Source organism: Corynebacterium striatum (genome assembly GCF_016728105.1).
GTDB classification, from domain to species: domain Bacteria; phylum Actinomycetota; class Actinomycetes; order Mycobacteriales; family Mycobacteriaceae; genus Corynebacterium; species Corynebacterium striatum.
The window spans coordinates 851,682-875,409 of record NZ_CP068158.1; the positions used below are offsets into that span (position 1 = coordinate 851,682).

22 protein-coding genes are annotated in these 23,728 nt (G+C 60.1%); 18 read left to right on the plus strand and 4 right to left on the minus strand.

Annotated elements, in window-relative coordinates; all coding sequences use genetic code 11:
• Positions 1–40 precede the first annotated feature (40 nt).
• The 15 genes from I6I72_RS03935 (at position 41) to I6I72_RS04005 (ending at position 13,630) form a co-directional block, all read left to right on the plus strand.
• Positions 41–1,033, plus strand: coding sequence for an ABC transporter ATP-binding protein (locus tag I6I72_RS03935; protein WP_046646524.1), 993 nt, complete (start codon positions 41–43; stop codon positions 1,031–1,033).
• 161 nt (positions 1,034–1,194) lie between these two features.
• Positions 1,195–2,484, plus strand: a complete 1,290-nt coding sequence (locus tag I6I72_RS03940) for an ABC transporter substrate-binding protein (protein ID WP_034656552.1) — start codon at positions 1,195–1,197, stop codon at positions 2,482–2,484.
• A 188-nt stretch (positions 2,485–2,672) separates the two neighbouring features.
• Entirely contained in the window at positions 2,673–3,629 is a 957-nt protein-coding gene (locus I6I72_RS03945; RefSeq protein ID WP_034656551.1) for a carbohydrate ABC transporter permease, read from the plus strand.
• A complete protein-coding gene (locus I6I72_RS03950; protein ID WP_005528032.1) occupies positions 3,629–4,450 on the plus strand; it encodes a carbohydrate ABC transporter permease in 822 nt (273 codons plus the stop codon). Before I6I72_RS03945 ends, I6I72_RS03950 begins: the two co-directional genes overlap by 1 nt.
• On the plus strand, positions 4,450–4,818 hold the full coding sequence (locus I6I72_RS03955) for a hypothetical protein (RefSeq protein WP_049064133.1): 369 nt from the start codon (positions 4,450–4,452) through the stop codon (positions 4,816–4,818). Before I6I72_RS03950 ends, I6I72_RS03955 begins: the two co-directional genes overlap by 1 nt.
• On the plus strand, positions 4,818–5,003 hold the full coding sequence (locus tag I6I72_RS03960; protein ID WP_005528030.1) for a hypothetical protein: 186 nt from the start codon (positions 4,818–4,820) through the stop codon (positions 5,001–5,003). The genes I6I72_RS03955 and I6I72_RS03960 overlap by 1 nt, the downstream gene beginning before the upstream one ends.
• The gene (gene treS, locus I6I72_RS03965) at positions 5,000–6,529 is read left to right on the plus strand and encodes a maltose alpha-D-glucosyltransferase (RefSeq protein ID WP_005528029.1); all 1,530 of its coding nucleotides are present in this window, start codon (positions 5,000–5,002) and stop codon (positions 6,527–6,529) included. The genes I6I72_RS03960 and treS overlap by 4 nt, the downstream gene beginning before the upstream one ends.
• Before the next feature lie 310 nt (positions 6,530–6,839).
• A complete protein-coding gene (locus I6I72_RS03970; RefSeq protein ID WP_049147339.1) occupies positions 6,840–8,147 on the plus strand; it encodes an inorganic phosphate transporter in 1,308 nt (435 codons plus the stop codon).
• Between the two features lie 9 nt (positions 8,148–8,156).
• Positions 8,157–8,459, plus strand: a complete 303-nt coding sequence (locus I6I72_RS03975) for a hypothetical protein (RefSeq protein WP_005528027.1) — start codon at positions 8,157–8,159, stop codon at positions 8,457–8,459.
• A gap of 175 nt (positions 8,460–8,634) precedes the next feature.
• Positions 8,635–8,886, plus strand: coding sequence for a hypothetical protein (locus I6I72_RS03980; RefSeq protein WP_005528026.1), 252 nt, complete (start codon positions 8,635–8,637; stop codon positions 8,884–8,886).
• A gap of 255 nt (positions 8,887–9,141) precedes the next feature.
• Positions 9,142–10,755: an acyl-CoA carboxylase subunit beta gene (locus I6I72_RS03985; protein ID WP_049064137.1), complete on the plus strand. Its 1,614-nt coding sequence runs from the start codon at positions 9,142–9,144 to the stop codon at positions 10,753–10,755.
• Between the two features lie 26 nt (positions 10,756–10,781).
• Entirely contained in the window at positions 10,782–12,314 is a 1,533-nt protein-coding gene (locus I6I72_RS03990) for an acyl-CoA carboxylase subunit beta (protein ID WP_049147337.1), read from the plus strand.
• Between the two features lie 11 nt (positions 12,315–12,325).
• Positions 12,326–12,550, plus strand: coding sequence for an acyl-CoA carboxylase subunit epsilon (locus tag I6I72_RS03995; RefSeq protein ID WP_005528020.1), 225 nt, complete (start codon positions 12,326–12,328; stop codon positions 12,548–12,550).
• 14 nt (positions 12,551–12,564) lie between these two features.
• Positions 12,565–13,161 (plus strand): Maf family protein, encoded by a 597-nt coding sequence (locus I6I72_RS04000; protein WP_049064141.1) that lies wholly within the window; start codon positions 12,565–12,567, stop codon positions 13,159–13,161.
• Positions 13,162–13,207: 46 nt separating this feature from the next.
• Positions 13,208–13,630 (plus strand): DUF3151 domain-containing protein, encoded by a 423-nt coding sequence (locus I6I72_RS04005; RefSeq protein WP_005528018.1) that lies wholly within the window; start codon positions 13,208–13,210, stop codon positions 13,628–13,630.
• Positions 13,631–13,639: 9 nt separating this feature from the next.
• Here the strand turns inward: I6I72_RS04005 and I6I72_RS04010 are convergent, their stop codons facing one another.
• The 3 genes from I6I72_RS04010 to I6I72_RS04020 all read right to left on the minus strand — a co-directional run bounded on the left by I6I72_RS04010 (position 13,640) and on the right by I6I72_RS04020 (position 16,299).
• Complete coding sequence (locus I6I72_RS04010; RefSeq protein ID WP_005528016.1) at positions 13,640–13,978, minus strand: DUF1801 domain-containing protein; 339 nt, start codon at positions 13,976–13,978, stop codon at positions 13,640–13,642.
• A gap of 166 nt (positions 13,979–14,144) precedes the next feature.
• A complete protein-coding gene (locus tag I6I72_RS04015; RefSeq protein WP_049147335.1) occupies positions 14,145–15,059 on the minus strand; it encodes a DUF4282 domain-containing protein in 915 nt (304 codons plus the stop codon).
• A gap of 187 nt (positions 15,060–15,246) precedes the next feature.
• The gene (locus I6I72_RS04020) at positions 15,247–16,299 is read right to left on the minus strand and encodes a Cj0069 family protein (RefSeq protein WP_049147333.1); all 1,053 of its coding nucleotides are present in this window, start codon (positions 16,297–16,299) and stop codon (positions 15,247–15,249) included.
• A gap of 387 nt (positions 16,300–16,686) precedes the next feature.
• On the opposite strand from I6I72_RS04020, the gene I6I72_RS04025 reads away from it, so the two are divergent.
• The 3 genes from I6I72_RS04025 to I6I72_RS04035 all read left to right on the plus strand — a co-directional run bounded on the left by I6I72_RS04025 (position 16,687) and on the right by I6I72_RS04035 (position 20,073).
• Positions 16,687–17,550 (plus strand): sulfurtransferase, encoded by an 864-nt coding sequence (locus I6I72_RS04025; protein ID WP_005528012.1) that lies wholly within the window; start codon positions 16,687–16,689, stop codon positions 17,548–17,550.
• A gap of 171 nt (positions 17,551–17,721) precedes the next feature.
• Positions 17,722–19,491, plus strand: coding sequence for an acetyl/propionyl/methylcrotonyl-CoA carboxylase subunit alpha (locus tag I6I72_RS04030; RefSeq protein ID WP_049147330.1), 1,770 nt, complete (start codon positions 17,722–17,724; stop codon positions 19,489–19,491).
• 18 nt (positions 19,492–19,509) lie between these two features.
• Positions 19,510–20,073, plus strand: a complete 564-nt coding sequence (locus I6I72_RS04035) for a GNAT family N-acetyltransferase (RefSeq protein ID WP_005528010.1) — start codon at positions 19,510–19,512, stop codon at positions 20,071–20,073.
• 89 nt (positions 20,074–20,162) lie between these two features.
• Here I6I72_RS04035 and I6I72_RS04040 read toward each other — a convergent pair whose 3' ends face one another.
• Entirely contained in the window at positions 20,163–23,594 is a 3,432-nt protein-coding gene (locus I6I72_RS04040) for a pyruvate carboxylase (protein WP_070508606.1), read from the minus strand.
• Positions 23,595–23,728: the final 134 nt, after the last annotated feature.

The following is a 23,728-nucleotide window of genomic DNA, read 5'->3' on the forward strand; positions in this document are numbered from 1 at the left end:
ACCAGCATAGGCGATTTAACGGGGGTGCTAGTGTAGGCGCATGGCAAAGGTCACTTTTGAGAAGGTCAACATCACCTATCCCAACGCCGCCCAGCCCACGGTCAAGGACCTTGACCTGGAAATCGCAGATGGTGAGTTTCTGGTGCTCGTCGGCCCATCCGGCTGCGGAAAGTCCACCACCCTGCGCTCCTTGGCAGGTCTTGAGCCGACCTCCAGCGGCCGCATTCTCATCGACGATAAAGACGTCACCGGCCTCGAACCAGGCGAGCGCGATATCGCCATGGTCTTTCAAAATTATGCCCTCTACCCGCACCTTTCCGTAGCTGAGAATATGGGCTTTGCCCTCAAGCTCGCCAAGCTGCCTAAGGATGAGATTAAGAAGAAGGTCGACGAGGCCGCAGCCACCCTCGGCCTGACCGAGTACCTCGACCGCAAGCCGAAGGACCTCTCCGGCGGTCAGCGTCAGCGCGTAGCCATGGGCCGCGCCATCGTGCGTAATCCCAAGGTCTTCCTTATGGATGAGCCGCTGTCCAACTTGGACGCGAAGCTACGCGTCCAGACCCGCTCGGAGCTCGCCAGCCTGCAGCAGCGCCTGGGCACCACCACCGTCTACGTCACGCACGACCAAGTCGAGGCCATGACCATGGGCGACCGAGTGGCTGTACTCAAGGACGGCGTCCTGCAGCAGGTCGCTCCCCCACGCGAGCTCTACGACGCCCCCGTCAACGAATTCGTCGCTGGCTTCATCGGCTCGCCTGCCATGAACATCTTCAACTACAACGAAGGCCGCATCGGCGTTCGCCCAGAGGACATGCTCATCACAGAAGCCCCGACTGATATCTCCGGCATCGTTGACATCGTCGAGGAACTCGGCGCTGAGTCTTATGTCTACGTCACCGTTGGCAACCAGCGTTTCGTCGCCCGCGCAGATAAAGCACACACTCCACAGCGCGGCGACAGCGTACATCTATCTTTCGACCCGAATAAAGCGCATCACTTCGACCCCGAAACGGGCGAACGCATTAACTCTTAATAAGACGTTGGGGGTGGATCTCACCCCCGACCGCGTCTTTCTACTGGGACTTTCGGAAAAAATAACGGTCTCAGACCGGGAAATAAGTCAAACCCCCGCGCGATGTGCTCGTTTTAACTTATTTTTAAGTCACCAGAAGTTTTCCGAAAGGTGAAATGCCCATGAAGAAGTCCGTACTTCGTTCCAGCCTCCACACCGCCCGCAAGGGCGCCGTTGTCACCACCGCTGCTCTCGCGCTGGTATTGGCAGGCTGCTCATCCTCCTCTGACGAGGGTTCCTCCGATTCCGCATCCAGCGGTTCCGCCGACGGCGCTGACGGCCGCGGCCCCATCACCTTCGCGATGGGTAAGAACGACACCGACAAGATCCAGCCGGTCATCGAGAAGTGGAACAAGGAGCACCCTGACGAGAAGGTTACCCTCAAGGAGCTCGCCGGCGAGGCAGACGCTCAGCGCGACACCCTCGTACAGTCCCTGCAGGCTGGCAACTCTGACTACGACGTCATGGCACTCGACGTCGTCTGGACCGCAGAGTTCGCCGCAAACCAGTGGCTCGCTCCGCTGACCGGCGATCTGGAGGTTGACACCTCCGATCTACTCGAGTCCACCGTTGAGTCCGCTACCTACAACGACACCCTCTACGCTCTGCCTCAGAACACCAACGGCCAGCTCCTCTTCCGCAACACCGACTTGGCTGACAAAGCACCAGAGAAGTTCGACGACATCAAGACTGCTTGCGAGGCGCTCAAGGAGGACACCTCCTGCCTGACCACACAGCTCAAGCAGTACGAAGGCCTGACCGTAAATACCGCAGGCTTCATGGAGGGCTGGGGCGGCTCCGTTCTGGCTGACGACGGCACTCCTTCCGTAGACTCGGCTGAGTCCAAGGCTGGTCTGCAGGCGCTTGTCGACGCTTACAAGGACGGCGTCATCTCCAAGGATTCCACCGCCGCTACCGAGGAGGAGACCAACCTGGCCTTCACCGAGGGCAAGACCGCTTTCGCCATCAACTGGCCGTACATGTACACCAACGCTGAGGATGAAGGTGTGAAGTTCGAGGTCCAGCCGCTGGTAGGCAAGGACGGCGTTGGCGTTTCCACCCTGGGTGGCTACAACAACGGCATCAACATCAACTCCGAGAAGAAGGCCACCGCGCTGGACTTCATGAAGTTCATCATCAACGAGGAGAACCAGAAGTCCTTCGCTGAGGCTTCCTTCCCGCCGGTTCTGGCTTCCGTCTACGACGATGCTGCCCTCATCGAGCAGTTCCCGTACCTGCCGGCTCTCAAGGAGTCCCTGGAAAACGCCGCACCGCGTCCGGTCTCCCCGTTCTACACCGCAATCTCCAAGGCTGTTCAGGACAACGCTTACGCAGCGCTGACCGCTGGCAAGTCCGTGGATGACGCAACCAAGGACATGAAGGCTGCTATCGAGGCTGCTTCCCAGGGCTAAAAGACCAGTCCCTTTTAACTAGGTTCTCTTTTAGATAGAGAGCTGAGAATGCGGGGCGTGAGTGAGCTTGTGTGCTCACACACGCCCCGCATTGTCTTTGATGTCCGGCACACCCGTTAAACTCTTAGCCAACCTGATCACTTACTGCAGAAAGGCGTCCCAGCGTGGCAGTAACAACTCCCACAGCCATGAAGCGCAAGCAGAACCTCAATGCCGCGGGCCTTATCGCACCGGCACTGATTGTGCTAGCCGTTGTTATCGGCTACCCCATCCTGCGTGCTGTCTGGCTTTCTTTCCAGGGAAATCGCCACTTGAACCCCAAAACGGGCATTTTCGAGGAAGGCGGCTTCGCCGGCCTTGAGAACTACCTGTACTGGATCAATAACCGTTGTGTTTCTGGCACCGGGCAGATCTCGCAGTGCCCTCCTGGCGTTATCGCCACGGACTTCTGGCCGGCGCTAAAGATTACGCTGTTCTTCACCGTGGTCACCGTGTTGTTGGAGACCATCCTCGGTATGTTCATGGCCATCATCATGAATGGTGAGTACAAGGGCCGCGGCCTTGTCCGCGCAGCAGTGCTGGTGCCGTGGGCTATTCCTACGGCTGTGACGGCTAAGTTGTGGCAGTTCATGTTCGCGCCAGATGGCATCGTGAACTCCCTGCTGGGAACCCATATTTCTTGGACCACGGACCCGTTCTACGCCCGTCTTGCCGTCATCATCGCGGACGTGTGGAAGACCGCCCCATTCATGGCCCTGCTCATCTTGGCTGGCCTGCAAATGATTCCGCGGGACGTGTATGACGCCGCGCGTGTCGACGGCGCGAGCCGCATCCAGACCTTCTTCAAGATCACGTTGCCACTGGTGCGCCCCGCCCTCATGGTGGCTATCTTGTTCCGTACCCTCGACGCACTGCGCATGTACGACCTTCCGGTCATCATGATCTCGGCGTCGTCTAACGCGCCCACTGCCACCATCTCCCAGCTGGTGGTTGAGGATATGCGCCAAGGCAACTTCAATTCTGCCTCGGCACTATCGACTCTCATCTTCTTGCTCATCTTCCTCGTTGCCTTCATCCTGGTTCGCTTCCTGGGAGCTGATGTCTCCGGCAATGAGCGGCGCTCGAATAGGAAGGCGGTCCAGTAATGAAAAAGTTCGGACACTACGCCGGCATCATCTTCATCATGTTCTGGGGCTTGGCTCCCTTCTACTGGATGGTCGTAACGGCACTGCGGCACAAGGACCACACCTTCGACACCACCCCGTGGCCGACCCACGTCACCATGGAAAACTTCCAGGACGCACTGGCCACTGACAAGGGCAACAACTTCTTGGCGGCACTCGGCAACTCGCTGGCCATCTCGTTGGCCACCACCGCCATCGCCGTAGCAGTGGGTGTCTTCACCGCCTACGCGCTGGCCCGCTACAACTTCCCTGGCAAGGGAATCGTCACCGGCATCATCCTGGCGGCTTCGATGTTCCCTGCCATCGCATTGGTCACCCCGCTGTTCCAGATGTTCGGCAACCTGGACTGGATCGGCACCTACCGCGCCATGATCATCCCGAACATCTCCTTTGCACTGCCGTTGACGGTCTACACGCTACTGAGCTTCTTCCGTCAGCTTCCATGGGAACTGGAGGAAGCCGCTCGCGTCGACGGCGCCTCGCGCGGCCAGGCCTTCCGTCTCGTACTGTTGCCGCTCGCTGCCCCGGCGCTGTTTACCACCGCCATCATCGCATTCATCACCACGTGGAATGAGTTCATGTTGGCTCGTCAGCTCTCCAACGACTCCACTGAACCAGTAACCGTGGCCATCGCACGCTTCTCCGGCCCCTCGGCCTTCGAGTACCCGTACGCCGCCACCATGGCAGCGGGTGCACTCGTGACCATTCCGCTCATCATCATGGTTCTCATCTTCCAACACCGCATCGTGGCCGGCCTGACCGCCGGAGGTGTCAAGGCCTAATGCTGAAGCACCTGGGAGTTATCGCAGCGGCTGCAAGCATGGCATTGGCCGGCACTGCGTGCACACCATCTCAAGAGGAGAAAAGCACCGCAGTGGAACGAAGCGAAGCCGTCGGCGCACCCGCCCCCGTCATCTTGAGACCCGCGGAGCTTTCGGGGCAGACCATCGATCTAAAGCTCGGCGAAAACCTCGTCATCGCCGAATCCAACGGGCTCACCGCAGAAGTCAGCAATCCTGAGGTCGCCGAATTTACCCCCGCCCGTACCGACGGTGCCACGGAGTTCAACGCCGGGTTTGCCGCTCTCAAGAAGGGCGTGACCAGCGTGAAGCTCTCGGACGGAACCGCTTTTAACCTCAAAATCAGCTAATGCGCCACGCACTTTTGTGGGACACTGCCCTAGGATTCGTCGGCTTTTTCGCCTTTCTCGCCATCGCGCAAGCAATTCTCAATCTCTTCCAACCCGAGCCCGCCATCTGGCCGGGGATTCTCGCCGCTGTGCTCTGCGGTATTGAATACCTCCTGTGGCGCGCCAAAAGAAAGGACCTCAGATGAGTTGGTACCAGAACGCCATCTTCTACCAAGCCCTCGTTGGCTCTTTCAAAGACTCCGGCGCCACCGGGAATCCCGCGGCAGCCGGTGGCAAGGGCGTGGGCACGCTCCAAGGCGTCATCGAAAAGCTTGACTATCTAAAGTGGCTCGGCGTCGATTGTCTCTGGCTTTCGCCTTTCTATGCCTCCCCGCTCAAAGATGACGGCTACGACATCGCGGACTACTACTCCATCCATCCCGATTACGGCACCATGGAGGACTTCGAGCAGCTCATCTCTGAGGTCCACAGCCGCGGCATGCGGCTCATGACTGACCTCGCGCTCAACCACACTTCCTCCGAGCACGAGTGGTTCCAGGCCTCCCGCCGCGATCCCGAAGGCCCATACGGTGACTACTACGTGTGGGGCGACGATCCAGACCGCTATCCCGAAATCCGCATCATCTTCACCGACGTGGAAGATTCTACGTGGGCCTGGGATGAGGTGCGCCAGCAGTACTACTTCCACCGCTTCTACTCGCACCAGCCGGATCTCAACTACGACAACCCCGCGGTGCACGAGGAAGTCTTCAACATCGTGCGCTTCTGGATGGACAAGGGCCTGGACGGCTTCCGCTTGGACGCAATCCCATACCTCTACGAGCGCGACGGAGCGGGCGGCGAATCGCTGCCCGAAACCCTCGAGTTCATTGAGAAGCTGCGCACTTTCGTTGACGAGAACTATCCCGAGGCTGTCATGATCGCCGAGGCCAACCAGCCTCCGGCGGAGACCATGGAGTTCTTCGGCAAGGGCAACCGCGTGCACATGGTGTTCAACTTCCCGCTGATGCCGCGTTTGTACGAGGCGCTTGCGCTTGGCGACGCCACCCCCATTTACAACATCATGGAGGAGATACCGGAGCTGCCCGAGGGCTGCCAGTGGGGCACCTTCCTGCGCAACCATGACGAGCTCACGCTGGAAATGGTGAACGAGTCGCGTCGCGAGTTGATGTACCACCATTACCTGCCGGATGACGAGATGCGCGCGCACGTGGGCATCGCTAGGCGCTTGGCTCCGTTGCTGGGAAATGACCGCAGCAAGATTGAGCTGTTTTACTCCCTGTTGCTGACCATGCCGGGCTCGCCTTTCCTCTACTACGGGGATGAGATTGGCATGGGCGATTCGCCTGCCCTGCCAGACCGCGACGCAGTGCGCACCCCTATGCAATGGGAACCTGGCGACGGCGCCGGGTTCACCACTGCCCCGCACCCGCGGCGCCCCATCGTGGGCGGTACGAAGGTTAACGTGGCGGAGCAAAAGGATGACCCAACCTCCTTGCTCAACACCGTTCGCGAACTCATTGCACAGCGCAAGGCTTTCCCGGAGTTGGCCACCGCGCCCTTCGAGGCTGTCGAGACCGGCGAGGCCGGCATTCTTGCGTTCCAGCGTGGCAGCTTGTTGTGCCTGCACAACTTCACTGAGGAATCCGTGGATCTGGGTCCGGTCGAGTTAGGCCCATACGGCTACGCGTGGTTGCCTATTGAGGCTTAACCAGAGTCCTAATTAGGAAAGGTCAGTTGGGGTGGAGTCCTCACTCCACCCCTTTGGTTAACGGCAGGTTAACGCGAGGCGTATACCGCGGAAATCTTCACTAAAGGTAATTGAGTTAATGAATTAGTTAGCGCACATAAAACACAAAACCCCAGTTCACGACTAAACCCCAAGATTAGGAAGAGAATTGCAAGGGGTCTACGCTAGACCCTTGGTAGCTCGATTTGTGGTTGCGACACTGCTTAATTTTCAAAGCAAAGTCTTAACCCGTCTCAAATCCCTCAACAGAATCTTGAAAGGGGTCGCGACTGTGACAGCGACACTGATCATCTTGGCAATCGTGGTCGTCACTGCCCTCGCCTTTGACTTCACCAACGGTTTCCACGACACCGCCAACGCAATGGCAACCTCCATCGCCACCGGTGCGCTGAAGCCCTTCACCGCAGTTGCAATCTCCGCAGCTCTCAACCTCATCGGTGCATTCCTGTCGGTCCACGTGGCCGCAACCGTGGCCAAGGGTATCGTGAACCTCGACTCCTACGACCTCTCCGTAGGCGCCGACGGCGAAGCCCTCCTCATGGTCGTTTTCACCGGCCTCATCGGCGGCATCTTCTGGAACCTGTTCACCTGGCTCCTGGGCATGCCGTCCTCTTCCTCCCACGCACTGTTCGGCGGCCTCATCGGAGCCGCTTTCGCAGCGCTGGGAACCGGCGGCGTCGCTTGGTCCTCCATCGCCGGCAAGATCATCATCCCGGCTATCGCCTCCCCTTTCATCGCAGCGATGGTTTCCGCCTGCGGTACCGCGTTGGTCTACTGGGTCACCAACACCATTCCGGAGCGCGTAAAGAACGGACACTTCCGCCACGGCCAGATTGTCACCGCCTGCCTGGTTTCCCTGGCACACGGCGCTGGCGACGCCCAGAAGACCATGGGTGTCATCTTCCTCGCCCTCGTTGCAGCCGGTGAGGCAAACTCCGACCAGCGCATCCCGACCTGGGTCATCGTTGCTTGTGCTGTGGCCATCGCAGCCGGCACCTTGTCCGGCGGCTGGCGCGTCATCCGTACCCTGGGCAAGGGCCTCGTTGAGATTGAGTCCCCACAGGGCATGGCAGCTGAGGCTTCCTCCGCAGCCATCATTCTCACCTCCGCCGCTGGCGGTATGGCACTGTCCACCACCCACGTTTCCACCGGTTCCATCCTCGGTACCGGCCTGGGCAAGAAGGGCGCTCAGGTTCGCTGGGGCGTCGCAATGCGCATGGTTGCTGCATGGCTCATCACCCTCCCCTGTGCCGCGGCGGTTGGCTTCGTCACCTGGTGGATTGCCCACCTCGTAAGTGGTGCTACCAACACTCTCACCGGCGCTATCGTCGACGCCATCATCCTGCTGGCCATGGTCGCCGTCATCCTGATGCGTGCTCGCCGCAACCCGGTTGACGCTTCCAATGTCAACGACGATTGGGACGCTGACGCAGAGACCGTCGACTCCTCCTTGCAAGCACACGAGAAGGTCGCCGCAGGTGTCACCACTGGCAACGCACCAGGTGCTGCCACTGCCGCACACGGCGTGATCAACGATGCCTACAGCGCCGCTCACACCACCACCATTAAAGGAAAGTAGGACAACGCCATGACCGCAATGGAAATTCTCGTCGCTATTTCTCGCGTCGCTGGTTTGGCGCTCGCCTTCGGCGCTGGTATCCCGCTCCTTTTCGCTCTGGGCATGCGTTGCATGACCGGTGACCCGATTCGCAACAGCGAGGGCGTTATCGTAGGCGATACCGAAGCTTCCGCTCAGATGAAGGTCTTGGGATGGACCGTGTACGCCGTACTGGGCGTCATCATCCTGGTTGCCATCTCCTGGATTGCCAAGGATTCCATCAACCACTACTTCGGATTGGAGCTGTTCCCCGGCTTGTCCAGCAAGCACTAGGTCCTGCTTCACTCCACGCCTTAAGTTAACAAAAAGTTAACAAACGCGTAACTCCAGGTTGATTACTTAGCGGACCGAGCGTACCATGTTAGAAACATCAGCTCGGCCACCATTTTCTATCCCCACCTTAAGCGGCCGTTGATTCATTGCATGGACTGAAAGAAGGTGAGCATCAATGAATACCATTAACGGACTGATTTCCTCGTTTACTACGACATTCAAGAGTGCCACCGGCACAGGCCTTGACGCATTGGATGCAACCCCAATGGAAGCGCTCGTCACCGAGGAGCTCGTTGACCGCGGAACCACCCCGGCAACAACCGGCAATATCGTTGCCGCATTCAATGCGGTAAATAACCGCTCCCCTCGCGAGGAGGAGCTGTACGAAGTTGAGCTATTCCTGATGGATTTCGGCCTCGCAGCCTAAGACAGCACCCCCTTTCCATTGAGCGTTAACGTGCCCTACTCCCCACGGGAGAAAGGGCACGTTTCTTTTTGTAGTGCCCTAAAGAATTTGAGACCACCCCAGGCAAACGCCCCGCCCAGCAAAGGGTTAAAATGCCAAATACGAGAGTTTCCTCATATTCTGCAAGCCGCTCACCTGCACAAACTAGTTTTGTGAGGGAAATCACCGGCCCGTCAGGGTGTAAAACTCAAGCAAAATTGCCTAAACTCCCCAAACATGACCATTTCCTCACATTTGTCGGATCTTGATTCTATGAACGCGACCACCACGGCCGGCAAGATTGCTGAGCTAAAGCGCCGGCGCGAGCAAGCTGCTGCGCCCATGGGCGAAAAAGCCCACCAGAAAGTCCGCGATCAAGGCCGCCTCACCGCACGCGACCGCCTGGACTACCTCCTCGACGAAGGCTCCTTCGTCGAAACTGACATGCTCGCAGTACACCGCACCACCGACTTCGGTATGGCCGCCAAGAAGCCCGTGACCGACGGAATCGTCACCGGCTGGGGAACCATCGACGGCCGCGAGGTTTGCATCTTCTCCCAAGACGGCACTGTCTTCGGTGGTGCCCTCGGTGAGGTCTACGGCGAGAAGATGATCAAGATCATGGAGCTGGCCATCACCACCGGGCGCCCGCTCATCGGCCTCTACGAGGGCGCAGGCGCCCGCATCCAAGACGGTGCCGTGTCCCTGGACTGGATCGCCAAGACCTTCTACCAAAACATCAAGGCCTCCGGCGTGGTCCCACAGATCTCCGTCATCATGGGCGCCTGCGCAGGCGGCAACGCCTATTCTCCGGCGCTCACCGACTTCGTGGTCATGGTGGACAAGAAGTCCAAGATGTTCGTTACCGGACCCGACGTCATCAAGACCGTCACCGGCGAGGAAATCACCCAAGAAGAGCTCGGTGGCGCGTCCGTCCACATGCTCGCGGCCGGCAACTCGCACTACACCGCATCCTCCGACGAAGAGGCCCTCGACTGGGTCCACGACCTCGTGGGATACCTCCCGTCAAACAACCGTCAGCGCGCTCCTTTTGAGCCTTTCGAAGAGCTCGGCGAGGAAACCGCTGACGACCTCATGCTCGACGAGATCATCCCTGACTCCCCTACCCAGCCTTATGATGTAAAGGATGTCATCGCAGCGCTCACCGATGACGGCGAGTACCTCGAGATCCAGGCTGAGCGCGCCGAGAACGTGGTCATCGCATTCGGACGCATCGAAGGCCAAACGGTTGGCTTCGTGGCTAACCAGCCACAGGTCTACGCAGGCTGCCTCGACATCGACTCTTCTGAGAAGGCCGCACGCTTCGTGCGCACTTGCGACGCGTTCAACATTCCGATCGTCATGCTTGTCGACGTCCCAGGCTTCCTGCCGGGCGCTTCCCAGGAGCACAACGGCATTCTGCGTCGCGGCGCCAAGCTGCTCTACGCCTACGGTGAGGCCACTGTCCCGAAGATTACGGTGACCATGCGCAAGGCCTACGGCGGCGCCTACTGCGTCATGGGCTCCAAGGGCTTGGGTGCAGACGTCAACCTCGCGTGGCCAACCGCCCAGATTGCCGTCATGGGCGCAGCCGGCGCCGTGGGCTTTATCTACCGCAAGGAGCTCAAGCAGGCCCACGAGAAGGGCCTGGACGTGCAGGAATTGGCAAAGTCCTTCGAGCGCGAGTACGAGGACCACATGCTCAACCCATATAAGGCTGCTGAGCGCGGGCTTATCGACGCCGTGATTCTCCCCTCCGAGACCCGCAGCGCCATCACCAAGAACTTGCGCCTCTACGCCGACAAGAATGTGGCACGCCCTGCACGCAAGCACGGCAACATCCCGCTCTAAGAAGACGGGTTGTAGAATTAGTCCCTATGACTGATCTGAAAACCACTGCTGGCAAGATCGAGGATCTCAACAACCGCCTCAGCGAGTCGCGCATCCCCATGGGCGCCGAGACCCTCGAGGCAATCCATGCCGCAGGAAACTTGAGCGCACGCGAGCGCATCGAGAAGCTGCTCGACGAGGGTTCTTTCGTCGAGACCGATGCCCTCGCCCGCCACCGCTCCACCGACTTCGGCCGTGAGCACGATCGTCCGTACACCGACGGCGTCGTCACCGGCTATGGCACCGTCGACGGCCGCAAGGTTTGCATCTTCAGCCAGGACCCCACTGTATTCGACGGCACCCTCGGCGAGGCGTACGCAGAAAAGCTCACCAAGGTCTACGACCTTGCACTCAAGACCGGTGTCCCAATCATCGGCCTGTATGACTCCACCGGTCCGCGCGTCCAAGAAGGCATCGTCACTCTGGCTGGCTACGCCCGCATCATGGCACGCGTAACCCAGGCCTCCGGCCTCATTCCGCAGATCGGTGTCGTTGTAGGTAACACCGAGGGCATCGCTGCTTTTGCGCCGACGCTTTCCGACGTCCTCATCATCACCCAGGGAGCTACCCTCCACCAGGCAGCGCCGCACATCGCTGGCGCGGAAGCAGAGACCTTCGGCGGCGCCGCCGTGCACGCTGCAGCTGGCACCGCTCACCTCGTCGCGCAGTCCGACGCCGAGGCCGTAGCCCTTGCCCGCGACGTGCTCGCATTCCTGCCGGCCAACAACCGTGCCGAAGCCCCACGCGTTGCCGCTGAGATTAGCTCTGGCTCCATTGCGGACAACGTCAGCGACCGCGACCACAAGCTCGACACCATCATCCCGGATACCGCTGCCGAGGCCTACGACATGCACGACGTCATTAACACCGTCGTTGACGAAGACACCTTCTTCGAGCTCGCGGCCGACGCCGCCGAAAACATCATCACCGGCTTTGCATACATCGAAGGCCGCCCAGTCGGCATCGTGGCTAACCAGCCGCTAGCCCTAGCAGGTGCACTGGATTCAGCAGGTTCCGAAAAGGCTGCCCGCTTCATCCGCGCCTGCGATGCCTTCAATACCCCGGTCATCGAGTTCGTCGATTCCCCTGGCTTCGTCCCTACTCCGGAAGAAGAGAAGTCCGGCCTGTTGCGCCGCGCTTCGAAGCTTTCCTTCGCTTACGCAGAGGCAACCGTGGGCAAGCTGACCGTTATCACCCGCAAGGCAATCGGCCCGGCTTATGTATTCATGGGTTCCAAGGACTTAGGCGCAGACTTGGCCTACGCATGGCCTACCGCTGAAATCGCCGTCACCCAGGCATCCCAGGCTGCGCTGGCCATCTATGGCGAGGAAGCTACCCCGGAGCAGGAAACAGAGCTCGCCGAGCAGATCCTGCACCCCTATGCCGCTGCCGAGCGCGGTTTGGTTGATAATGTCATCGAACCCTCCGCAACCCGCGGCTACCTCGTCGAAGGCCTGCGACTTCTGGAACGCAAGATCGTCGCCCAGGCCCCGAAGAAGCACGGTAACATCACCCTCTAAAAGGAGAATCCATGACCGCACCAACATTTCGTGTACTCAAGGGCAACCCCTCCGACGATGAGGTTGCCGCACTTACCGCAGTCCTAGCGCAGCTCAGTGCTGATGCCCGCGCAAAGCAGGCCGGTTCTGACGCCGGCGAGCGCAACCTGTGGGGCCGCCTCGACGAGCGTTTCGACGCATACGGCGCACAGGACGTCTTCAACCCGTCCGCCTTCCGCAACGTGCGTTACTACTAAAGGCTGCTTGAAGGATGCGAATCGTCCTCGCTTCTCAATCCCCGTCCCGCGCTTCCATTCTGCGTGGGGCCGGGGTTGAGCCCGTTTTGGCGCCCGCGCACGTGGATGAGGATGCTATCGAGACGTCGCTAAGCGGCGCAGCTCCTGCCGATATCGTCGCAGCATTGGCCACCGCAAAAGCGGAAAAGATCGCGCCCGAGTACCCGCAGGACGTCGTCATCGGGGGCGATTCCATGCTGCTTCTCGACGGCGTACTCCAAGGCAAGCCACACACTGTCGACGCCACGATTGAACGCTGGCGCGCCCAGGCTGGCCGCCGTGCAGAGCTGCTCACCGGACACTGCATCATCCAGGGCGACAAGCGCCACGTTGAAACCTCGCGCACCAGCGTCTTTTTCGCCGCGGCAAACGAGCGCGACATCGCCGCCTATGCCGCGACTGGTGAACCTTTGGAATGCGCCGGCGCCTTCACCTTGGAGGCAATCGGCGGTTGGTTCATTGACCGTATCGAGGGCGATCCTTCCTCGGTCATCGGGCTATCGCTGCCGGTGGTCCGCCGTGCCTTGTACTCCTTTGACCTCTGCGTCTCAGACTTCTGGGCCCAGCCTTAAGACGTGGCCGCTGCCATTGTCCGGCGGGCGCGGTAGTCTAGCGGGCATGGAAATGAAAGACATGCTCGCACCCGCCCCCATCAAGCTGCCTGCTGATCCCGGCGCTGATTCCACCGCTGACCTGCAGGCTGGCATTGTAGAATACCCCAACTCCCCGCTGCTGTGGGCTTTGCTCGCCGAGCAGGAGCTCACGCGCTTGCGCGAGGATGAGGCCATGCCTACTGCCTACATCACCGCTTATGCCTATGCCCGCACGGGCTACCACCGCAGCCTTGACCGCCTGCGCGGCAACGGCTGGAAGGGCTGGGGTCCGGTTCCTTTCGAGCACGAGCCGAACCAGGGCGTCCTGCGCGCCATTGCTGCCCTCGCGCACGCGGCGCAGGCCATTGGTGAGGAGGACGAGTACGACCGTCTCCGCCAGATGCTTTCCGACGCCGACCCAGACTCCGTCGCCCGTCTCCTTGACTAAAGTAACTTTCTAGCAGCCGGCGGGCGCGGATTCCCAGCCGCGCCGAATGAGCTCCTCGAGCACCTTAAGGTCTACGTCTTCTGGCTTGTTAATGTACAGACAGGACTTGCTCACGGTGTGCTTAACGAGTCGTTCCAGCAGATCCTCATCGTGCGGTAGCCCATAAAGAGAAATCTTGGCCCCTGCCATATCCTCGGAGTTTTTGCCTGTGTGTCCGCGAGTGAAGGTCGCGCTGCGGTCCTCCGGGGCTGGTGCTCCGTGAAGGTCCATCCCCTGCTCCTGCAACGCCGCATTCAGGCGCTCGAGCCCGCGCTTGCCGACGCCGGCTATCGATTCAAAGTCAGTCATGGGAGCCTCGGTTTTCCAATTCGGTAACCACCGTTATCCCAAGCAGGATATACAAACTTGGCTGCCAAGCACGCCCAAACAGCAAACCCCGGTTCGTTCCTATTCAGGAAGAACCGGGGGAAGGTGGAAAACCAACGAACTCTGGTGTTCGTTACTCAAAAGAGCCTTACTTGTCCGCCTCAGCGTTTTCAACGAGCTTCTTGGTGTTCTCAGTGGTCTGGATGTTTGCCACGAAGAACTCCAGAACGAGGCGAACCTGGATAAGGTAAAGGACCAAGCCCAGGGTGCCGAAAATGAGGTGTCCGAAGATCATCATCACTGCCATGCCGCCACCGAAGGAGCTGCCGGACAACGAGCCAGCGAGGCCGCCGAGGGAGCCGCCCATGACTGCGAAGAGCAAGCCACCGAGCCACCACAGGACACCGACTATCATCGCGATGATGTAGATGACGGAAGCGAACTTCACGGTGATGAAGCTGGAGAACTTGAAGTCGAATAGGGACTTGAAGAAGCTATCCTTCTGCGGCTGTGCCTGCTGCAGGCCCTGTGGGTACGGGCCAAAGCCCTGCTGTGCTGGCTGGTTGAAGCCGCCGTGGTTCTGCTGTGGATAGCCGCCAAAAGCCTGCTGGCCTGGCTGACCTGGCTGCGGCTGCCCCTGCTGCGGGAATCCGCCAAAGCCCTGCTGTGGCTGCTGGCTCTGGAACTGCTGGTTAAAGCCGCCCTGTTTGAAGTTGCCTGCAGGCGGGACCGACTGGCCGAAGTCATTGTTACCGAAGTCGTTGCTGCCAAAGTCCGAACCGCGGAAGTCCGAAGCACCAAAGTCCGAATCAGAAGCATGGTTAGCCACGGAATTTTCTCCAAAGTTTACGGTCTCTTCGCCTTCTGCGTGGTGCACGCCGGAAGCTTCGGAAGAATCGAAAGAGCTAGCTGCTCCGAAGGAAGAACCACCAAAATCAGACTGCCCTAAGTCGGAGCTACCAAAGTCAGAATTGCCGAAGGAGGAGGAACCAAATGAGTCCTCGGCGGCATGCTGCGGGTTCTGCTCGGAGTTCTTTTCTCCGTACTGGTCTGGATTGGCCATAAGCGAGATTTTCCTTTCGATTACTTAACTGCGTCTTAAATCACGCACACTTGAAAATACAACAGATAAAACCAATCGGCAGCCCAATGGGGACCACTCCCCTTGTTATGAGTACAAAAATAACCCCGTACCCTCCCTGTTGGAGACTACGGAGTTATTGAAGATAAAGCTGATTTATGGCTATACCTTAAGCGTGCTTTGCTTCGACGCGCTTGATTGCCTCAGCTGCAACCTTCTCCTGGATGCCCATGTCGAGCTCAGAGGTGAAGCCAACGCAGGAGCAGTTAATCTCGCCGAGAACATAGGTGTCCTCGCCATTCTCGCCGTCGGCAAGCATGAAGTCAGCAGTCCAGATAAGCGGAATGTTGTCGCCGCCGAGCTTCTCAGCGATGACAGGGCGAACCTCTGCGAACATGTCAACCAAGCTCTGCCAAGCCTCTGGCTTGTCGTAGGTGTACTTCGCACCGGAGAACAAGGTAGCGGAGAAGTTATCGCCGCCTTCAGCTGGCTTCTTGTGGACCACGAATACTGGATCCGGACCAACGAGAAGAATGCGGATCTCGCCCTCAACGATGCGCGGCATGAAGCGCATATCGACGAGCATGCCGTTGTCACCGATAATGTACTGGTCGCAGAAGTCCATGAACTCGCCGAGCTCGCGAACCTCGGTGTGGTTGTCCACAGCCTCGGTGCACTTGAGCTTGGTGTCCAGCGGAAGCACGGTGCCCGGAGTTACTTCAAGGGACTTGTCCTCAATCTGGACGCGCCAGATGCCCTCACCGGTCGAGCCGCGGTTCTGCTTAAGAACGCGCTCACCGTAGGAGATGGAGGTCGGGAAGGTGTTGTGGAAAGACTCAACGTCGTAATAAGCCGCGGTGTCAGCCGGGACTAGTTCAGTGTCGTTGAGCTTGACCAGCGCATCCTTTGCGCCATATGCCATCATCTCGTAAGGAGTGGACATGCCTACCAGGCCAGCCTCAGAGAGCTTGGTCAACAGGTCGAAATAGCCCTTCTCGCCACCCGGGATGTTGCCTGGGTTCACGCGGGAGATGTAAGCGTCAAAGTTCTCAGAGACGTACTCGAAGATGCGCTCGGACCACTCTGGGCGGAAGAACACGACCTCGGAGTGCCAGCCGGCTTCCTTGATGGAGTCGACGATAGGCATGGTGTCCTTGCGGTGACCGTTGAGCTGCTTGTCAGATCCGCCCTCGACCTCGAAGACGACGATTGCCTTATGCACAGCAATTCCCTTTCGTTTGGGGTTTGTGGGTATTGGTCCGGCACACAGGGCCACTACTGCTCTGGCCCGCCATATTTAACGAGAATTAGAGAGTGAATATGCAGCGTTCTGCACCGCACCACGTTTTAAAAATATCGCAGTCTTTGCCCCTGCGCTCGCTTGCTAACCCCGCCTTAACCCCGGTCATTTTCGCCGCTCAGAAATCGTTTTAGGGCTTGACCTGCACACTTGTTATAACCAGCAGTTTCAACTTATGCACAGTAGACCAAAAATGTATCCAACAACACAGTAGGGACGCTGGGTGACCAATCTAGAGGTTTTCGCGTTAAAGTTGATTTGACTAAACATGCCTAACCAAAATCCCCTTCATAGAAAGGTAGGCGAACCATGGCCGAGTTCGATCCCAATCCTCCGTTCCAAGAGTATGCACACCCAGAGCGTCTCGTATCTGCACCCTGGCTATCGGCCCGCCTAGGCATTAAAGGCCTACGCGTAATCGAGGTTGACGAGGACTCCCTCCTCTACGACATCGGCCACGTACCCACCGCCTCCCGCATCAACTTCCAGACGGAGCTACTGGACCCCGTTACCCGCGACATCGTCAGCGCGGAAGGCTTCGCGCAGCTCATGCGCGACAAAGGAATCAAGCGTGATGACACTGTGGTTATCTACGGCGACAAAGCCAACTGGTGGGCCGCCTACGCCCTGTGGGTATTTGAGCTTTACGGCCACCCGGACGTCCGTCTCCTCGACGGTGGCCGAGATGCTTGGGTTACCGAAGAGCGCGACACCTCTTTTATGGTTCCCGACTTCCCAGAGTCTGATTACCCAGAGGTAGAGCGCAACGACGAGACTTACCGCATCTTTGTGGACCAAGTTCGCGGCACGACCGCAAAACTCGTAGACACCCGCACGCCGGAGGAGTTCTTTGGCGAGGCCACCCACGAGTCCCCCAACGGCGACTCCGCATACGGCACCACCATGCGCCACGGCCACATCCCAGGCGCCGTGAACCTAGAGTGGGACCGCGCGGTCTACCCCAACGGCTGCTTCCGCGCGCTTTCCGAGCTCAACGTAAACTACGGCGAGCTGGAACCCGCTTCCGAGACCGTCCTCTACTCCCACGTCGGCGCACAGGCTGCGCACACCTGGTTTGTCTTGACCTTCCTCCTTGGGTTCAAGGACGCCAAGGTCTACGACGGCTCCTGGGCCGAATGGGGCAACATGATCCGCATGCCTATCGAAGGTTAATCAATAGCGAGAAGCATCATACTTAAGCACTCAACACGCCGCATTTTCCCGCATCGACGCTGGTGCGGGAATATTTTTGGAAACAAAACCGGAACCTGACGGTTTTCTCATGTTTTTGTGTGCAAGAATAGTGGACAGTCCAATTCGAGTTTTATCAGGAGGGTTCCTGCCGTGGCAGTTGAAACCAAGAAGATCACCAAGCTGCTAGTTGCTAACCGCGGTGAGATTGCAGTCCGCGTGATCCGCGCCGCGCGCGACGCTGGCATCGCCTCCGTCGCTGTGTATGCAGAGCCAGACGCCGACGCGCCTTTCGTAGCTTTGGCAGACGAGGCTTTCGCCCTCGGCGGCCAAAATTCCGCCGAGTCCTACCTTGTCTTTGACAAGATTCTCGACGCCGCAGCAAAATCCGGCGCCAACGCCATTCACCCGGGCTACGGCTTCTTGTCTGAGAACGCCGACTTCGCCCAGGCTGTCATCGACGCAGGCCTCATCTGGATCGGCCCTTCCCCACAGTCCATCCGCGACTTGGGCGACAAGGTCACTGCCCGCCACATCGCCGAGCGCGCCGACGCCCCAATGGCGCCAGGCACCCCAGACCCGGTCAAGGATGCCGCCGAGGTTGAGGCCTTCGCCGACGAGCATGGCCTGCCCATCGCTATCAAGGCTGCCTTCGGCGGCGGCGGACGCGGTATGAAGGTTGCCTACAACCGCGACGAGGTCGCAGAGCTCTTCGACTCCGCTACCCGTGAGGCCACCGCAGCATTCGGCCGCGGCGAATGCTTCGTCGAGCGCTACCTCGACAAGGCTCGCCACGTTGAGGCCCAGGTCCTAGCTGACCAGCACGGCAACGTCGTCGTCGTGGGCACCCGCGACTGCTCCCTGCAGCGCCGCTTCCAGAAGTTAGTGGAGGAAGCACCAGCGCCGTTCCTCACCGACGAGCAGCGCGCTTCCATCCACGAGTCCGCTAAGCGCATTTGCCGCGAGGCAGGCTACTACGGCGCAGGTACCGTCGAGTACCTCGTTGGCTCCGACGGTCTCATCTCCTTCCTTGAGGTCAATACCCGTCTGCAGGTCGAGCACCCGGTTTCCGAGGAGACCACCGGCCTCGACCTCGTGCGCGAGCAGTTCAACATCGCAGAGGGTGGCAAGCTTTCCTTCACCGAGGACCCAACCCCGCGCGGCCACGCATTCGAGTTCCGCATCAACGGCGAGGACGCTGCGGCTGGCTTCATGCCGGCACCGGGCAACGTCGTCAAGTATGCAGAGCCAGCAGGCCCAGGCGTGCGTGTGGATTCCGGCGTGCGTGAAGGCTCCGTCATCGGTGGCCAGTTCGACTCCATGCTGGCCAAGCTCATCGTCTGGGGTCAAGACCGCGAGACCGCGCTGCAGCGCGCACGCCGCGCCCTGTCGGAGTACACCGTCGAGGGCCTTCCGACCGTCATTCCTTTCCACCAGGCCATCGTGAGCGACCCTGCGTTTACCGCTGAGAACGGGTCCTTCGATGTCTACACCAAGTGGATTGAAGAAGAGTGGGTGGGCGAGCTGCCTGCGTACGTCGACCCAGATGCTCCGGCTGAGGACGATGCAGACCCAGCCCAGAAGTTCGTGGTTGAGGTCGCTGGCCGCCGCATTGAGATTGCGCTGCCGTCCAACCTCATCTTCGGTGGCGGTTCTCCGCGCAAGAAGTCCAAGAAGCGTCGCGGTGGCGGCGCCAAGGCCGCTGCGTCTGGCGACGCCGTCGTGGCACCAATGCAGGGCACCGTCATCAAGGTCAACGTCGAGGAGGGCCAGGAGGTCGCAGAAGGCGACGTCGTGCTCATCCTCGAGGCCATGAAGATGGAAAACCCAGTCAAGGCCCACAAGTCCGGCACCGTGACCGGCCTCGCTGTGGAGCAGGGCGCCCAGATCAACAAGGGCACCCCATTGCTGGAGATCAAATAGCTCACTAGAGTCGGTGGAATGACTGCCAACGACTCTGCTTATGGGGTCCGGCTGGCCAAGGAGCCAGACCGGACCTACCTGTCCCGTCTGCTCTTCCTCGCTGATGTTTTGGGTGACGAAGAGGCTGCCGTCCCTGACTTCCACACGGCAGACGTGGGCCTGTACATCGACGAATGGTCGCCGCTTGTCGACGGCGGCTGCATCGCCGTTTCCAGTCATAACGTACCGATGGGCGGTGCGTGGCTGCGCTACTACACCGGTGCGCGCAAAGGTGCGGCGTACCTGGGTAACCCGGAAGCAGAGCCTTTCGACGAATCCCAGTGGGCAACCCGTTTTGACCCAGAGGAAATCCCCGAGCTATTCATCGCGGTGGAATACCGCTACCGTGGCTTAGGCGTAGGCCGCCGCCTGCTGCGCAACATTTGCGACCTCGCTGCGGCCCAAGAGGCCCCCGCGATTGCACTGTGGGTCGACCCCAAGAACCCTGGCGCCCGCAAGCTCTACGAATCCGAAGGCTTCGAAGACATCACCGTCCCCGGTAATTCGGAGGCGCCCACCATGGTCAAGTACTTCGCCCACTAGGTTGCAACCGCGCAGAATAGAGCGCCCTTCCCGCCGACGCTTCAAAGGTCAGCGGGAGGGGCGCTCTTCTGTTGACAGCTTATAGCCGATTAGTTAATGACCACGATGAGGTCGCCACCTTCGACCTTGGTGGCCTGGCCGATGGCTACGCGCTCGACCTTGCCGTCCTTGGTTGCGGAGATGGAGGCTTCCATCTTCATGGCCTCGATGACGGCGACTTGGTCGCCGGCCTTGACCTCGTCGCCAGCCTTCACGGTGGCGTTGACCACGCCCGCGAACGGCGCGGCCACGTGGCCGTCGTTGGACGGGTCGGCCTTCTCCACGGTGGCCACGGAGGACTCCACGTTGTTGTCGCGGACCTTCATCGGGCGAATCTGGCCATTGACGTTGAGCACAACGTTGCGCATGCCCTTCTCATCCGGCTCGCCGAGGGCGTCGAGACGAAGCGTGATCGTCTTGAGATCCGCACGGTCGTTAGAGCCCTCCGGGAAGTAGTGGACGATGTAGTCGTTGCCCTCTTCCAAGCCGTAGAGGAAGACGGTGTCCGTGAGCGCCTCAGTGTTGCCAAAGGTGCGGCGGAACTCATTGAACTCCTCGAACTGCTTCGGGAAGAGCAGTCGGTTCAGGGACGCACGGCGCTCGTCAGAGTTGTCGGAGACCAGGTGAGCTTTCTCCTCTTCCGGTACTGGCTTGACGGAGACGTCGCCAGGCGCGCGGCCCTCAAGGACCTTGTCGCGCAGCGGTGGCCAGCCACCCGGAGGGTTACCGAGCTCACCGCGGAGGAACGCGATGACGGAATCCGGGATGTCGTACTTGGTGGGGTTGGCTTCAAAGTCGGCTGGGTCCACGCCCGCACCCACGAGGTGCAGAGCCAAGTCACCAACAACCTTGGAGGACGGGGTCACCTTGGTCGGACGGCCCAGCATCTCATTGACGGCGGCATAGGTGTCCTCGATGACCTCGAAACGGTCCTCCAAGCCAAGCGCGGTAGCCTGCGCCCGCAGGTTAGACAGCTGGCCGCCCGGAATCTCGTGGCGGTAGACACGGCCGGTCGGGCCAGGAATGCCCTTCTCAAACGGACGATAGAGCTGGCGGACAGCCTCCCAGTAAGGCTCGAGATCGGAGACGGCCTGCAGTTCGATGCCGGTGTCGCGCGAAGAGTTGGAGAACGCCGCGATGATGGCGGACAGCGAAGGCTGCGAGGTGGTGCCAGCCAGCGGTGCGGAAGCACCGTCGACGACGTCCGCGCCAGAGAGCGCCGCAGCGTAGTAGGTAGCCAGCTGGCCGCCCGCGGTGTCGTGAGTGTGGACGTGGACCGGCAGGTCGAATTCCTTGCGCAGCGCCATGACCAGCTTGGAAGCGGACTCCGGACGCAGCAGGCCAGCCATATCCTTAATGGCCAGCACGTGTGCACCGGTGTTCACGATTTCCTCAGCCAGCTTCAGGTAGTAGTCCAGCGTGTAGAGCTTCTCCCCCGGCGAGCACATGTCGCCCGAGTAGGCCATGGCAACCTCGGCCACGGTGGTGTTGGTCTCCAGGACGGCGTCGATAGCCGGGCGCATCTGGGTGACGTCGTTCAGCGCGTCAAAGATGCGGAAGACATCCACGCCGGACTTGGCGGCCTCCTGCACGAAGCTGGTGCACACATCGTTGGAGTACGGCGAATAGCCCACGGTGTTGCGGCCACGCAGCAGCATCTGGATGTTCTGGTTCGGCATTGCCTCACGCAGCAGATCCAGGCGGACCCACGGGTCCTCCTTGAGGAAGCGCATGGCGACGTCGTACGTTGCGCCGCCCCACGCCTCGACGGAGAAGAGCTCCGGGGTCATGCGCGCGACAGCCTCAGCAGCGGTGACCAAGTCGGTACCGCGCACGCGGGTGGCCAGCAGGGACTGGTGGGCGTCACGGAAGGTGGTATCGGTGACGGCCAGGGCATCCTGCTTGCGGATCTTTTCTGCCCACTTCTTCGGGCCCAGCTCCAGCAAGTCGTCGCGGGAACCGCGCGGCAACTCGGAGTTAAAGTCCAAATCCGGCAGCTTATCGAAGGGGCGCAGGATGGTCGGACGCTCGCCGTTCGGCTTATTAACGGTCACGTCAGCGATGTAGTCGATGATGCGGCCGGACTCGTCCACGGCCGGCGGAGCTTTGAGCAGATCCGGGTGCTCCGGAATGAAGCTGGTGTCCACGCGGGTGTTGACGAAGTCCGGCTCGCGCAGCAGAGCACGCAGGAAGCCGATGTTGGTGGCCACGCCGGCCACGGTGAACTCATTGAGCGCTCGCTGCGCACGTGCCACGGCTTGTTCAAAGTTGACACCGCGGCAGGTCATCTTCACCAGCAGGGAGTCAAAGTTCGGCGAGATCTCCGCGCCGACGGCCGTTGCGCCGTCGAGACGCACGCCCGCGCCGCCCGGCGAGCGGTACTGGGTCAGCGTGCCGGTATCCGGGCGGAAGCCGTTGGAGGGATCCTCGGTGGTAATACGGCACTGCAGCGCTGCGCCGGTGATGTGGATATCCTCCTGCTTCAGGCCCAGCTCCTCCAGGGAGAGGCCCGCGGCAATCTGCATCTGGGACTTCACGATGTCCACCCCCGTGACCTCCTCGGTCACGGTGTGCTCAACCTGCACACGCGGATTCATCTCGATGAAGACGTGGTTGCCCTTCTCATCGACGAGGAACTCGACGGTACCGGCGCCTTCATAGTTAATGTGCTCACAGAACTTTACGGCGTCCGCACAGATGCGGTCACGCAGCTCCGGGTCCAGGGTCGGCGCCGGGGCGATCTCGACGACCTTCTGGTGGCGACGCTGCACGGAGCAGTCGCGCTCGTACAGGTGCATGACGTTGCCCTGGGAGTCAGCCAGAATCTGCACCTCAATGTGCTGCGGGCGAATCACCGCGGTCTCAAGGTAGACGTGGCCGTCACCGAAGGCGGCCTCCGCCTCGCGGGATGCCTCCGCACACTTGGTCTTCAGTTCTGCTTCGTTCTCAATGAAGCGCATACCGCGGCCGCCACCGCCGGCAACTGCCTTTACGAAGACGGGGAACTCGAAGTCCTTGGAGTATTCCGCCAGCTCGTCGACGTCCGTCGAGGGCTTCGAGTCCTTCAGAGTCGGCAGCCCTGCTTCCTCAGCTGCAGCCACAGCGGCAGCCTTGTCGCCGGTCAGGTCGAGGGTCTCAGCCGTGGGGCCGATGAACTTGATGCCGTTGTCACGGCAGGCTCGGGCCAGATCCGCACGCTCAGAGAGGAAGCCATAGCCTGGGTAAATGGCATCCGCACCGGACTTCTTGGCGGCGCGAATCACCTCATTGATGTCCAAGTAAGCCTTGACCGGCTGGCCTTCGGTACCAATGCGCACTGCCTCATTAGCGAACGCGCGGTGGAAGGAGTTGCGGTCTTCCTTGGGGTAAATGGCGACCGTCTTGGCACCAACCTCAAAGGCCGCGCGGAAAGCACGCACGGCAATCTCACCGCGGTTGGCCACCAAGATCTTGGAGAAGGGCTTGTGGGCGGTATCAGACACTAGGAGTGGTCCTTTCAGATAGGAACAATACGAAGACAAGGATAGTGTCCGAGGCGACAACGCGGGCGAAATTCGACATATAGCTCAACAGAAATTGTTCAGTTTCTCACTAAACTCACCATGCATACCTCTAA

Coding starts and splice junctions, on each gene's coding strand:
- I6I72_RS03935 (WP_046646524.1), top strand. CDS start 41: ATGGCAAAGGTCACTTTTGAGAAGGTCAACATCACCTATCCCAACGCC.
- I6I72_RS03940 (WP_034656552.1), top strand. CDS start 1,195: ATGAAGAAGTCCGTACTTCGTTCCAGCCTCCACACCGCCCGCAAGGGC.
- I6I72_RS03945 (WP_034656551.1), top strand. CDS start 2,673: ATGAAGCGCAAGCAGAACCTCAATGCCGCGGGCCTTATCGCACCGGCA.
- I6I72_RS03950 (WP_005528032.1), top strand. CDS start 3,629: ATGAAAAAGTTCGGACACTACGCCGGCATCATCTTCATCATGTTCTGG.
- I6I72_RS03955 (WP_049064133.1), top strand. CDS start 4,450: ATGCTGAAGCACCTGGGAGTTATCGCAGCGGCTGCAAGCATGGCATTG.
- I6I72_RS03960 (WP_005528030.1), top strand. CDS start 4,818: ATGCGCCACGCACTTTTGTGGGACACTGCCCTAGGATTCGTCGGCTTT.
- treS (WP_005528029.1), top strand. CDS start 5,000: ATGAGTTGGTACCAGAACGCCATCTTCTACCAAGCCCTCGTTGGCTCT.
- I6I72_RS03975 (WP_005528027.1), top strand. CDS start 8,157: ATGACCGCAATGGAAATTCTCGTCGCTATTTCTCGCGTCGCTGGTTTG.
- I6I72_RS03980 (WP_005528026.1), top strand. CDS start 8,635: ATGAATACCATTAACGGACTGATTTCCTCGTTTACTACGACATTCAAG.
- I6I72_RS03985 (WP_049064137.1), top strand. CDS start 9,142: ATGACCATTTCCTCACATTTGTCGGATCTTGATTCTATGAACGCGACC.
- I6I72_RS03990 (WP_049147337.1), top strand. CDS start 10,782: ATGACTGATCTGAAAACCACTGCTGGCAAGATCGAGGATCTCAACAAC.
- I6I72_RS03995 (WP_005528020.1), top strand. CDS start 12,326: ATGACCGCACCAACATTTCGTGTACTCAAGGGCAACCCCTCCGACGAT.
- I6I72_RS04000 (WP_049064141.1), top strand. CDS start 12,565: ATGCGAATCGTCCTCGCTTCTCAATCCCCGTCCCGCGCTTCCATTCTG.
- I6I72_RS04005 (WP_005528018.1), top strand. CDS start 13,208: ATGGAAATGAAAGACATGCTCGCACCCGCCCCCATCAAGCTGCCTGCT.
- I6I72_RS04010 (WP_005528016.1), bottom strand. CDS start 13,978: ATGACTGACTTTGAATCGATAGCCGGCGTCGGCAAGCGCGGGCTCGAG.
- I6I72_RS04015 (WP_049147335.1), bottom strand. CDS start 15,059: ATGGCCAATCCAGACCAGTACGGAGAAAAGAACTCCGAGCAGAACCCG.
- I6I72_RS04025 (WP_005528012.1), top strand. CDS start 16,687: ATGGCCGAGTTCGATCCCAATCCTCCGTTCCAAGAGTATGCACACCCA.
- I6I72_RS04035 (WP_005528010.1), top strand. CDS start 19,510: ATGACTGCCAACGACTCTGCTTATGGGGTCCGGCTGGCCAAGGAGCCA.